Origin of the sequence: Pseudomonas sp. zfem003, from assembly GCF_032621675.1 — a bacterium.
Lineage (GTDB): Bacteria > Pseudomonadota > Gammaproteobacteria > Pseudomonadales > Pseudomonadaceae > Metapseudomonas > Metapseudomonas otitidis.
On the sequence record NZ_JAVYJG010000010.1, the window covers coordinates 285,397 to 297,356 of the forward strand.

The following is an 11,960-nucleotide window of genomic DNA, read 5'->3' on the forward strand; positions in this document are numbered from 1 at the left end:
CGCGACCTTAGCACGGATGCCGGGTTTTCAGGCGGCCAGAAGCGAAGAAGCCTCCCAGTTACGGGAGGCTTCTCTGCGGTAGCTGCCTTTGCCTTTCAGTGGCTGTTCCTGGCGGCTGCGGAACAGGGGCTGGGCGACGATGCTCTTCGCCTTGTTGGGTTTCTTGCGTTGCTTGGCCATGGCCGGTTCTCCACTGGGCGCCTGCGGGGTTGCAGGCGCGCGCATCTTGCGCCCGCGTGCGGGCGATGTCCAGTGTCAGGCGGCGGGGATGGGCAGGCGCTGGCCGGCGAGGCTGAGGGCCAGGTGTGCCAAGCCTATCCACGGATCGCCGGGGGCCTGGCCCTTGATCTGCGCGTCGATGCGCTGGGCATCGCTGAGCAGCTGGTTCCAGCGCGAGGCCGGGTGGCGCTGCAGGGCGCGGCTGACCAGGGGGCGGCGCTTGTCCCAGATCGGGGGACGGGCCGAGGCGAAGGCTTTCTCCAGCGGGACGCCCTGAGCGTACTGCTGGGCGATGCCGGCCAGCTGGCGCAGCTCACGGGCGAGGGCCCAGAGGATCACCGGGGTTTCCACCCCTTCGCCCCGCAGGCCTTCGAGGGTGCGCAGGGTGTGCGCGGGTTCGCCGTTGAGTGCGGCGTCGATCAGGCCGAAGACATCGAAGCGTGCACTGTCGGCAACGGCCGCCTGGACCGTGGCGGCATCCACCTGGGCACCTTCGGCGAGCAGCTTGAGCTTCTCGATCTCCTGGGCGGCGGCCAGCAGGTTGCCTTCCACCCGGGCGGCGATCAGGTCCACCGCTTCCTGGCTCGCGGCCAGGCCGGCCTGGGCCATGCGCTGGCGGATCCACTGGGGCAGTTGGTGGGCATCCACCGGCCAGATCTGGATGAACTGGGCGTCCGCGCCGTCGATCAGGGCCTTGGCCCATTTGGTCTTCTGCGTGCTGCCATCCAGCTTGGGCAGGTTGACCAGCAGGACGGTGTCTTCCGGCGGTCGGGCCAGGTATTCCATCAGGGCTGCTGCGCCCTTGTCGCCGGGCTTGCCGGAGGGCAGGCGCAGCTCGATCAGGCGGCGCTCGGCGAACAGCGACAGGCTGGCTCCGGCCTCCAGCAGCAGGCCCCAGTCGAAGTTGTTCTCGGCGTTGAACACCTGGCGCTCGCTGAAGTCGCGGGCGCGGCAGGCGCTGCGGATGGCGTCGCAGGCTTCCTGGCAGAGCAGGGGCTCGTCACCGCTGACGACATAGACAGGGGCGAGGTTGCCTTGCAGGTGCTTGCTGAGCTGGGCGGCGTTGAGCTTCATGGGGGAGGGCTGCCCGGCGGCGCGATCGCGCAACCGGGCGGGGCACTTACTTGATGGGCAGTTGCAGCGGGGATTGCTGCGGCTGCTGCGCTTCTTCCGCGCGACGGGCGGCTTCCAGTGCTTCTGCTTCGGCCTGGGCCTTGGCTTCCGCCTGGGCCTGCAGCGTGTCCAGCTGCTCAGGGGTGATCAGCTGCAGGCGCATGGCCACTTGCTGGATCAGGTCGCGGCGCATTTCCTGGCGCAGTTGCGCGGATTCCTGGTCGGAGGCGATCAGGTTGTTGCTGTCGTGGGTGTAGTAGCGCTGTACGTCGACGCGGTCCTGCAGCAGCAGCAGGTCTTTCTGGCCGCCACGGATCTCGTAGTCCAGGGTGTTGCTCAGCTGGTATTCGGAGGTGCGCGAGTTGCCGCTGTAGCTGGCGGAACGGCTTTCTTCCTGTTCGCGGGTCAGGACGATGCGGTAGGGCGCACCGGCATGCACCTTGACGTGGCTGTGCTTGAGCAGCTGGCGCAGTTGCTTGACGGTTTCGCCGTAGGAGTTGCGGGCGGTGACGTCCACTTCCTTGAGGGCGAACTGGGTGTCGCCGGTGCCGCGCAGCTGGAAGCCGCAGGCGCCGAGTGTCAGCGTCAGGCCCAGGACCAGCAGATTCCGTTTCTTCATCGTTGTTTTTCCCCTTGGCGAATCGCCGGGGCTGCGCGGCAGCCCCGGTGTGAAGTCAGTTGGCGACAATGTTGACCAGCTTGCCCGGGACCACGATCACCTTGCGGATGGTCAGGCCTTCGGTGAAGCGCAGCACGTTCTCGTTGGCGCGGGCGATTGCCTCGACGGTCTCGCGGCTGGCGTCGGCCGCCACCTCGATCTGGCCACGGAGCTTGCCGTTGACCTGCACCACCAGTTGCAGGGTGTCCTGCACCAGGGCGCTCTCGTCGACCTTCGGCCAGGCGGCGTCGATGACGGCGTCCGCATGGCCCAGTTCACGCCAGAGTTCGTGGCAGATGTGCGGGGTGATCGGGGCCAGCAGCAGGGCCACGGTCTCCAGGCCCTCCTGGAGCAGGGCGCGGTCCTGGGCGTCGGTCTGGGGCGCTTTCTCCAGCACGTTCATCAGGGTCATCACGGCGGCGATGGCGGTGTTGAACTTGTGGTGCTGGCCGACATCCTGGCTGGCCTGCTTGATGGCCAGGTGGATGGCGCGGCGCACGTCCTTCTGGGCGTCGGAGAGGGCTGCGGTGTCCAGCGCAGCCGGCAGACCGGCGTTGACGTGGGCCTGGGCCAGGCGCCAGACGCGGCGCAGGAAGCGGCTGGCGCCTTCGACGCCTGCGTCGGACCATTCCAGGCTCATGTCCGGCGGGGAGGCGAACATCATGAACAGGCGGCAGGTGTCGGCGCCGTAGGCGTCGATCATGGCCTGCGGGTCCACGCCGTTGTTCTTCGACTTGGACATCTTCTCGGTGCCGCCGATTTCCACCGGCAGGCCGTCGGTCTTCAGGCGCGCGCCGATGACCTTGGCCTTGGCGTCACGCTCGACTTCGACGTCGGCCGGGTTGAACCAGTCCTTGCCGCCGTTGGAGGCGGTGCGGTAGTAGGTCTCGGCGACCACCATGCCCTGGGTCAGCAGGTTCTTGAACGGCTCGTCGGAGCTGACCAGGCCTTCGTCACGCATCAGCTTGTGGAAGAAGCGCGCGTAGAGCAGGTGCAGGATGGCGTGCTCGATGCCGCCGATGTACTGGTCCACCGGCAGCCAGTGGTTGGCAGCAGCGGGGTCGACCATGCCCTTGTCATAGGTGGGCGAGGCGTAGCGGGCGAAGTACCAGGAGCTTTCCACGAAGGTGTCCATGGTGTCGGTTTCGCGCTTGGCTGCCGTGCCGCATTTCGGGCAGGTGCATTCGTAGAACTCGGGCATCTTCGCCAGCGGGCTGCCGGCGCCGTCCGGTACTACGTCTTCGGGCAGCACGACGGGGAGCTGGTCCTCGGGGACCGGCACGTCGCCGCAGCTCGGGCAATGGATGATCGGGATCGGGCAGCCCCAGTAGCGCTGGCGGCTGATGCCCCAGTCGCGCAGGCGGAACTGGGTGCGCGACTGGCCGAGGCCCTTCTTCTGTAGGGCCACTTCGATGGCGTCGAAGGCGCCCTGGAAGTCCAGGCCGTCGAAGGCGCCGGAGTTGATCAGCTGGCCGTGCTCGCCGTAGGCGTCCTGCCAGGGGGCGGGGGTCTCGTCACCGGCGCTGGTGCGCACCACCGGCTTGACCGGCAGGTTGTACTTGGCGGCGAAGGCGAAGTCGCGCTCGTCGTGGGCCGGGACGGCCATCACGGCGCCTTCGCCATAGTTCATCAGCACGTAGTTGGCGACCCACACCGGGAGCTTCTCGCCGGTCAGCGGGTGCTCGACGAACAGCGGGGTGGCCAGGCCTTTCTTCTCCTGGGTGGCGATGTCGGCTTCGGCGACGCCGCCGCGCTTGCACTCGTCGATGAAGGCCTGCAGCTCGGCGGCCTTGTCGGCCGGCAGCTTGGTCAGGGCGATGGCGGCCAGCGGGTGCTCGGCGGCCACGGCCACGTAGGTGGCGCCCATCAGGGTGTCGGGGCGGGTGGTGAAGACTTTCAGTGCACCGTCCTGACCGATGCTGGCGGCGTCATAGGGGAAGCTGACTTCCATCCCGCGGGACTTGCCGATCCAGTTGCGCTGCATGGTCTTGACCTGCTCGGGCCAGCCCGGCAGGTCGTCGAGGCTGCTGAGCAGCTCTTCGGCGTAGGCGGTGATCTTGAAGTAGTACATCGGGATTTCGCGCTTTTCGATCAGCGCGCCCGAACGCCAGCCACGGCCGTCGATGACCTGCTCGTTGGCCAGTACGGTCTGGTCCACCGGGTCCCAGTTCACGGTGCCGTTCTTGCGGTAGATCACGCCCTTCTCGAACAGGCGGGTGAACAGCCACTGTTCCCAGCGGTAGTAGTCCGGCTTGCAGGTGGTGACCTCGCGGGACCAGTCGATCGCCAGGCCCAGGCTCTTCAGCTGGGCCTTCATGTAGGCGATGTTCTCGTAGGTCCACTTGGCCGGGGCGACGTTGTTCTTCATGGCGGCGTTTTCCGCCGGCATGCCGAAGGCGTCCCAACCCATGGGCTGCAGCACGTTCTTGCCCTGCATGCGGTGGTAGCGGGCAATCACGTCGCCGATGGTGTAGTTGCGCACGTGCCCCATGTGTAGCTTGCCGCTCGGGTAGGGGAACATGGACAGGCAATAGAAGGTGTCCTTGCCGGCCTGTTCGCTCACTTCAAAGGATTTGTGCGCGTCCCAATGGGCCTGCGCGGCGGCTTCGATATCACGGGGCTGGTAGTTTTCGTGCATGGCTACTTGCGCTGATAAATGGGCATCGGATCGGGGCCGCGAAGGGCGCTGAACCGCGTGCGAAACGTAAATTCAAGCGCCGTAGCATACATGAGCGCCATTGGCAGAGGGAAACCCTGATTGCGCGCGGGCCGCGCCCCGCCGCCGTTTGTCGCGGCCACCCTGCGGGGGGCCTCGTGACCGCTAAGCTTCTGCTTCATGAGGGCGCTGCAGTGTGTATCGAGGTGCTGCATGGTGGAGACGAGGCGAGCAGAAACGGCGGGTGGGCTCTATGAGCGTCTGCTGCATCGTCTGGCCCTGGCGCTGGACGAGGCGGACACGGCTGAGCGCCTGCGCAACGAACACCCGAGCGAACTGGAGCTCAAGGGGCTGAGCCCCGCCGAGCTGGCGTTGATTCGGGCTTATCTCGACAAGGACCTGAACTGGTTGCGCGGCTGGCACGCGGCAGCCGAGGAACTCGCCCTCATCGAGCAGCAACCCACCCGTGCGGCGAAGCCTGTGCGCAATCCCAAGAGCGCACCCAAGAGCACTCCGCCCGCCCGCGCGGCCCGTCCGCTGTTCAAGCGTCGGCAGCAACTGCTCTGTGCCCTGTGTGGCGCGCCGGCCAACTGGCAACGTGGCCAGGGCGTCCAGGCCTGCGGTACCTGCGGGTCCCAGCTTTTCCGCGCCGGCAATCCCCGATAGGCTTCGCGCACCCTGGAGGTGCCGATGCCGATTCGTTATCTGTTCAAACAACTTCTGATGCCGCCGGGCATCCTTTTGGTCCTGCTGTTGCTGGCCTGGTGGTGGCGTGCGCGTCGCCCCCGCCTGGCGCTCGCCTGTTTCCTGATGGGGTTCGGTGGCCTGTGGACGATGAGCCTGCCGGTGACGGTGGAAACCCTGGCCGGCTGGCTGGAAACCGAACCGCCCTTGCAGGAGGCGCGCTGGGCCGAACTGCCCGGGCGCGCCCAGGCCATCGTCGTGCTGGGTGCCGGGCGGGTTCGCGATGACCCCGCCTGGGACGGCGACCAGCCCAGTCTGCTGGCCATGGAGCGCATGCGCTACGCCGCGCGGATCGCCAAGGCCACCCAGCTACCGGTGTTGGTCACTGGCGGGTTCCACTACGGCCAGCCGCCCAGCGAGGCGGCGATCATGGCCGAGTCGTTCGAGCGTGACCTGGGCGTGCCGGTGCGCTGGCGGGAAGAGGCGAGCCGGACCACCTGGGAGAACGCCGTGGAGTCGGCGCGCATCCTCAAGGCCGAGGGCGTCGAGCGGGTGGTGCTGGTGACCCAGGGCTTCCACATGCAGCGCGCACGCTGGTGCTTCGAGCAGGCGGGGCTGGAGGTGGTCACGGCGCCGTCGTCGTTCCTCTCCTCGCCCAATTCACGGCCGTTCGGCGGTTGGCTGCCGGAGACGGTGGCGGTGTGGCACAGCGGAATGCTGTTGAACGAGGCGCTGGGCCTGTTGGCCTACCCGCTGGCATACCGCCTGGGAGCGGTTGCCAGCGAGTGAGTCGGGTCAGACGGTCTTGGCGATGCGGCTGGCCAGCAGGGCCCAGCCGAACAACAGGCCACACAGAATGGCCAGCGGCCAGGAGCGCCATTTCAGGTACGGGGTGAGGCCCTGCATGGGCGCCACCTGGCCGTAGAGCGAGGCCTTCTCGAACTGCGGGATGGCGGTTTCGATGCGGCCGAAGGGGTCGATCAGCACAGTGACGCCGTTGTTGGTGGCGCGGATCATCCAGCGTCCGGCCTCCAATGCCCGCATCTGCGCCATCTGCAGGTGTTGCAGCGGGCCGATGGAGGTGCCGAACCAGGTGTCGTTGGACACGGTCAGCAGCAGGTCGCTCTGGGCGGCCAGGTTGGCGGCGAACTCGGGGTAGACCACTTCGTAGCAGATGTACGGCGCGATCCTGTGGCCCTTGGCCAGCAGCGGCTGCTGGTCGGCGGGGCCGCGGGCGAAGTCGGACATGGGCAGGTCGAAGAAAGCGATCAGCCCACGCAGCACATCCTGCAGCGGAACGTATTCGCCGAACGGCACCAGTTGCTGCTTGAGGTAGGTGCCCTGGCCGTCGCCGACCACGGTGATGCCGTTGTAGTAGCGCTTCTCGCCCCGCTCGTTGGCCTGGCGGATCGGCACACCGGTGATCAGTGCGGCCTGGCGGTCGTGGGCGACGCGGCCCATGACGGAGAGGAAGCCTTCGGCGTGTTCCTTCAGTACCGGTACGGCGGTTTCCGGCCAGATGATCAGGTCGGTGCGGCGCGCCGCCAGGGTCATGTCGCGGTAGAGCGCCAGCTGGGCTTCCAGCTGCGCCGGGTCCCATTTCAGGTTCTGCTCCACGTTGCCCTGCAGGGCGACCACGTCGAGCTTCTCGCCCAGCGGTCGGGTCCAGGCGTGGTCCTTGAGGGCCAGCCCGGTGATCCAGGGGGCCGCCAGCAGACCCAGGGCCGCCACCAGGAACGCCGGGGCCCGGCGCAGGCGCACCAGGTTGACCAGCAGGGCAGCGCTCAGGGCGAGGGCGAACGACACCAGCCAGACACCGCCGAGCGGGGCCAGGCCCGCCAGGGGGCCGTCCAACTGGCTATAGCCGGCGTAGAGCCAGGGGAAACCGGTGAGGAACCAGCCACGGAAGGCCTCTTGGGCCAGCCACAGCGCGGCGAAGGCCAGGGCGTCGGCCAGCGGGGCCTCGTTGCGGCGGAACCAGCGTGCCCAGAGCGCGGCGGGAATGGCGAAGAACAAGGCCACGCCGGCGCTGAAGCCGCCGGTGAGCAGTGCCGCCAGCGGCGCCGAGGCGCTGCCGTAGTCATGGATGCTGACGTAGATCCAGCTGGTGCCGGCGATGAACAAGCCGAAGCCGTAGCACCAGCCCCGGCCGAAGGCGGCCTTGGGGCCGAGCCCGCGCAGGCCGAGGTAGAACAGGGCGAGGGACAGCAGCGACAGCGGCCAGTAGTCGAAGGGCGCCATGGCCAGCGGGGTGAGGGCGCCGGCAGCCAGGGCCAGCAGGTTGCCCGGCCAGCCGGGGCGGGTGATCCAGTTCATGCGCAATCCTTGGGCGGGGCAGTGGAGGGCCCGGAACGCCGCGCAGTCTAGCCGGGCCACGCCCGCGCCGGGAAGCGACGGGCGTGGTGGCGGTCAGCGGTTGATCGGGCTGAGGCGCAGCAGGTGCAGGCGGCGGCTGTCGGCGTTGAGCACGCGGAAGCGGAAGCCGCCGATTTCGGTGGTCTCGTTGCGCTTGGGCAGGTGCCCGAAGGCGCCCATGACCAGACCGCCGATGGTGTCGAACTCGTCTTCGGAGAAGTCGGTTTCGAAAAAGCTGTTGAAGGCATCCACCGGGGTCAGCGCCTTGACGATGAAGTCGCCGCTGGGCAGCGGCTTGATGTAGCTGTCTTCCTCGACGTCGTGCTCGTCCTCGATGTCGCCGACGATCTGCTCCAGCACGTCCTCGATGGTCACCAGGCCCGCCACGCCGCCGTATTCGTCGATGACCACGGCCATGTGGTTGTGGTTGGCGCGGAATTCGCGAAGCAGCACGTTGAGGCGCTTGGACTCGGGCACGAAGGTGGCCGGGCGCAGCAGCTCCTTGATGTTGAAGGGGCGCTCGGGGTCCTGGAGGATCAGCGGCAGCAGGTCCTTGGCCAGGAGGATGCCCATGACGTCGTCCAGGCCTTCGCCGATCACCGGGTAGCGCGAGTGCGCGGCGTCGATGATGGCGGGGAGGAACTCGCGGGGTGTCTGGGTGGCCTTGATGCTGATCATCTGCGAGCGCGGCACCATGATGTCGCGCACCTGCAGGTCAGCCACCTGGATGGCGCCCTCGACGATGGACAGCGCTTCGCTGTCCAGCAGTTTGTTCTGGTGGGCTTCGCGCAGCAGCTCCAGCAGCTCCTGGCGGCTTTTCGGCTCATGGGCAAAGGCCTGGGTCAGCTTTTCCAGCCAGGACCTGTGCCCGTTGCTCGATCGATCTTCGCTCATATGTCCTTGCTCGGGTTTCTCACTCGTCGTCGCGGTACGGGTCGGGGTGGCCGAGTTCGGCCAGCAACTCCCGTTCCAGCGCTTCCATTTCTTCGGCTTCCTCGTCCTCGATGTGGTCGTAACCCAGGAGGTGCAGGCAGCCGTGAATCACCAGGTGCGCCCAGTGGGCATCGAGGGCCTTGCCCTGCTCGGCAGCCTCGCGGGCCACCACCGGGGCGCAGATCACCAGGTCGCCCAGCAGCGGGATGTCGAGGAACTCCTCGGGCACGTCGGCGGGGAAGGACAGCACGTTGGTGGCGTAGTCCTTGTGCCGCCAGGTGCGGTTCAGCTCGCGGCCCTCGGGCTCGTCCACCAGGCGGATGGTCAGCTCCGAGTCGCCCTGGCGCTGGCGCAGGGCCAGGGTGCACCAGCGGCGGAAGTCGGCTTCGCCGGGCAGGTCACTGGCCTCGCTGGCCAGTTGCAGGTCGAGTTCAAGCATCGGGATTGATCGCACCCGGATCGTTGTCGGCAGGACGCGGCTTGGCCTGGGCGCGGTTGTCGTAGCGGTCGTAGGCTTCGACGATGCGCTGCACCAGCGGGTGGCGGACCACGTCGTGGGACTTGAAGTGGGTGAAGGCGATGCCGGGCACGTCACGCAGCACGTCGATCACGTGGGCCAGGCCGGAGCGGGTGCCCCGGGGCAGGTCGACCTGGGTGATGTCGCCGGTGATGACGGCCGTGGAGCCGAAGCCGATACGGGTCAAGAACATCTTCATCTGCTCGACGGTGGTGTTCTGACTCTCGTCGAGAATGATGAAGCTGTTGTTAAGGGTGCGGCCACGCATGTAGGCCAGCGGGGCGACCTCGATCACCTGCTTTTCGATCAGCTTGGCCACCTGCTCGAAGCCGAGCATCTCGTAGAGGGCGTCGTAGAGCGGGCGCAGGTAGGGGTCGATCTTCTGGGTCAGGTCGCCGGGGAGGAAGCCCAGCTTCTCGCCGGCTTCCACCGCCGGGCGTACCAGCAGGATGCGGCGCACCTGCTCGCGCTCCAGGGCGTCCACGGCGCAGGCGACGGCCAGGTAGGTCTTGCCGGTGCCGGCCGGGCCGATGCCGAAGTTGATGTCGTGGTCGAGGATGGACTTCACGTAGCGCTGCTGGTTGATGCCGCGCGGACGGATCATGCCCTTGCGGGTGCGCAGGGCGACGCTGGCTTCCATCTTGGGGTTGGCCAGCTCGTCCATGCCGGTTTCCCGGAGGAATAGGTGGACCATGTCCGGGGACAGCTCGGTGGCTTCGGTCTCACGGTAGAGGCGGCGCAGCAGGTGCTCGGTGGCCTGGGTGCGCTGGGGGTCGCCCACCAGCTCGAACTGGTTGCCGCGGTTGCGGATCTCGATGGCCATGCGCTGTTCGATCAGCCGCAGGTGTTCGTCGAACTGGCCACAGAGGTTGGCGAATCGACGTGCTTCGAAGGGCTCCAGGGTGAAGCGGTGCAAATCCAGGGGTGCGTTCAATGTCGTGGGTTCTTGGTCGCCGTTGGCAGGTCAGGAGATGGAGCATAAACCCAGGTGCCCGGCTGCGGAAGCACGGGCACCGGGATTTCAGTGCAGGGTGTCCTCGATCAGCGTGCCGCGCAGGGAGTGGGGCAGGGCGTCGTCGATGTGCACGTCGACGAACTGGCCGATCAGGCGCGGGTTGGCGCTGCGGAAGTTGACGATGCGGTTGTTCTCGGTGCGACCCTGGAGCATGCCCGGGTCCTTCTTGGAGAAGTCGCTCACCAGGATGCGCTGGACGGTGCCGACCATGCGGCGGCTGTTCTCGAAGCCCTGCTGGTGGATGCGGGCCTGGAGGATCTGCAGGCGCTGCTTCTTCACTTCTTCCGGGGTGTCGTCGGGCAGGTCGGCGGCCGGGGTGCCGGGGCGCGAGCTGTAGACGAAGGAGAAGGAGAAGTCGAAGCCGACGTCTTCCACCAGCTTCATGGTGGCCTCGAAGTCCTTGTCGGTCTCGCCGGGGAAACCGACGATGAAGTCGGAGCTGATGCAGATGTCCGGTACCGCTGCCTTGAGCTTGCGGATGCGCGACTTGTATTCCAGCGCGGTGTGGTTGCGCTTCATCGCCGCGAGGATGCGGTCCGAACCGGCCTGCACCGGCAGGTGGACGAACTTCACCAGCTCTGGCACTTCGGCGTGGGCCTGGATCAGCGCGTCGGAGAACTCCAGCGGGTGGGAGGTGGTGTAGCGGATGCGGTCGATGCCGTCGACGGCAGCCACCACGCGGATCAGCTCGGCGAAGTCGGCGATGCGCCCGTCGTGGGTCTGGCCGCGGTAGCCGTTGACGTTCTGGCCCAGCAGAGTGACCTCGCGCACGCCGTTCTCGGCCAGGTGGATCACCTCGGCCAGCACGTCGTCGAAGGGCCGGCTGACTTCCTCGCCACGGGTGTAGGGCACTACGCAGAAGGTGCAGTACTTGCTGCAGCCTTCCATCACCGAGACGAAGGCGCTGGGGCCGTCGACGCGGGGCTCGGGCAGGCGGTCGAACTTCTCGATCTCGGGGAAGCTGATGTCCACCTGGGGCGCGCGGGTGGTGCGCGCGGCGTCGATCATCTCCGGCAGGCGGTGCAGGGTCTGCGGGCCGAAGACCACGTCGACGTAGGGCGCGCGCTCACGGATGGCGGCGCCTTCCTGGCTGGCCACGCAGCCACCGACGCCGATCACCAGCTCCGGGTTCTGGCGTTTCAGCTCCCGCCAGCGACCGAGTTGCGAGAACACCTTCTCCTGCGCCTTCTCGCGGATGGAGCAGGTGTTGAGCAGGATGACGTCGGCCTCCTCGGCACGTTCGGTCATTTCCAGCGCCTGGTGTTCGCCCAGCAGGTCGGCCATGCGCGAGGAGTCGTACTCGTTCATCTGGCAGCCGTGGGTTTCGATATAGAGCTTCTTGGCCATGCAGGTCAGGGTCGGGTGGTTCGAAGAACCGCGCATTATAGTCGCGGCCTGCCCGCGTTCCTAGGGTGGTGCGACCGGTCGTCGTGCTATGCTTCGCGCCCCCATTTTCCTGCCGTACCGACCTTTACATGAGCAAGCACGAACCGATCTTCAAGGTGATCTTCCTCAACCAGGGCCAGGTCTACGAGATCTACGCCCGGCAGATCTTCCAGAGCGAGCTGTGGGGCTTCCTGGAGATCGAGGAGCTGGTCTTCGGCGAGCGCAACCAGTTGGTGGTGGACCCCAGCGAGGAGAAGCTCAAGGCGCAGTTCGAGGGCGTGGTGCGCAGCTTCGTGCCGATGCACGCGATCATCCGCATCGACGAGGTGGAACGCCTGGGCACGGCGAAGATCAGCGAGGCCAAGGGCACGGGCAACGTCATGCCGTTCCCCATGCCGCCCATGCCAGACAAGCGCAGCTAGGC

General features: G+C 67.1%; 12 protein-coding genes. 3 read left to right on the forward strand and 9 right to left on the reverse strand.

The genetic code is table 11. From position 1 onward, the window contains the following. Window positions 1–27: 27 nt before the first annotated feature. From arfA to leuS, 4 genes are all read right to left on the reverse strand, one after another. Window positions 28–180, reverse strand: coding sequence for an alternative ribosome rescue factor ArfA (arfA, locus tag RTK35_RS24245; RefSeq protein ID WP_044410741.1), 153 nt, complete (start codon window positions 178–180; stop codon window positions 28–30). A gap of 75 nt (window positions 181–255) precedes the next feature. Next, window positions 256–1,293 carry a DNA polymerase III subunit delta gene (gene holA, locus RTK35_RS24250; protein ID WP_316909197.1) on the reverse strand — a complete coding sequence of 346 codons (1,038 nt, stop codon included), beginning with the start codon at window positions 1,291–1,293 and terminating at the stop codon, window positions 256–258. Between the two features lie 46 nt (window positions 1,294–1,339). Then, window positions 1,340–1,951 (reverse strand): LPS assembly lipoprotein LptE, encoded by a 612-nt coding sequence (gene lptE / locus RTK35_RS24255; RefSeq protein WP_044410736.1) that lies wholly within the window; start codon window positions 1,949–1,951, stop codon window positions 1,340–1,342. Window positions 1,952–2,006: 55 nt separating this feature from the next. Then, complete coding sequence (gene leuS, locus RTK35_RS24260; protein WP_316909198.1) at window positions 2,007–4,628, reverse strand: leucine--tRNA ligase; 2,622 nt, start codon at window positions 4,626–4,628, stop codon at window positions 2,007–2,009. 231 nt (window positions 4,629–4,859) lie between these two features. Here leuS and RTK35_RS24265 point away from each other — a divergent pair, with 231 nt between their 5' ends. Together RTK35_RS24265 and RTK35_RS24270 are read left to right on the forward strand one after the other, a co-directional pair. After that, entirely contained in the window at window positions 4,860–5,312 is a 453-nt protein-coding gene (locus tag RTK35_RS24265; protein ID WP_074973165.1) for a hypothetical protein, read from the forward strand. 24 nt (window positions 5,313–5,336) lie between these two features. After that, window positions 5,337–6,119 (forward strand): YdcF family protein, encoded by a 783-nt coding sequence (locus RTK35_RS24270; protein WP_316909199.1) that lies wholly within the window; start codon window positions 5,337–5,339, stop codon window positions 6,117–6,119. Window positions 6,120–6,125: 6 nt separating this feature from the next. Here the strand turns inward: RTK35_RS24270 and lnt are convergent, their stop codons facing one another. From lnt to miaB, 5 genes are all read right to left on the reverse strand, one after another. After that, window positions 6,126–7,646: an apolipoprotein N-acyltransferase gene (lnt, locus tag RTK35_RS24275; protein ID WP_316909200.1), complete on the reverse strand. Its 1,521-nt coding sequence runs from the start codon at window positions 7,644–7,646 to the stop codon at window positions 6,126–6,128. A gap of 93 nt (window positions 7,647–7,739) precedes the next feature. Next, window positions 7,740–8,579: an HlyC/CorC family transporter gene (locus tag RTK35_RS24280; protein WP_044410721.1), complete on the reverse strand. Its 840-nt coding sequence runs from the start codon at window positions 8,577–8,579 to the stop codon at window positions 7,740–7,742. 19 nt (window positions 8,580–8,598) lie between these two features. Further along, entirely contained in the window at window positions 8,599–9,057 is a 459-nt protein-coding gene (gene ybeY, locus RTK35_RS24285; protein ID WP_044410718.1) for an rRNA maturation RNase YbeY, read from the reverse strand. Further along, complete coding sequence (locus tag RTK35_RS24290; RefSeq protein WP_044410715.1) at window positions 9,050–10,069, reverse strand: PhoH family protein; 1,020 nt, start codon at window positions 10,067–10,069, stop codon at window positions 9,050–9,052. Before RTK35_RS24290 ends, ybeY begins: the two co-directional genes overlap by 8 nt. 87 nt (window positions 10,070–10,156) lie before the next feature. Continuing rightward, window positions 10,157–11,497 (reverse strand): tRNA (N6-isopentenyl adenosine(37)-C2)-methylthiotransferase MiaB, encoded by a 1,341-nt coding sequence (gene miaB, locus RTK35_RS24295; RefSeq protein ID WP_044410879.1) that lies wholly within the window; start codon window positions 11,495–11,497, stop codon window positions 10,157–10,159. A 128-nt stretch (window positions 11,498–11,625) separates the two neighbouring features. Here miaB and RTK35_RS24300 point away from each other — a divergent pair, with 128 nt between their 5' ends. Further along, entirely contained in the window at window positions 11,626–11,958 is a 333-nt protein-coding gene (locus RTK35_RS24300; protein ID WP_044410713.1) for a DUF1820 family protein, read from the forward strand. The last annotated feature ends 2 nt before the right edge of the window (window positions 11,959–11,960 follow it).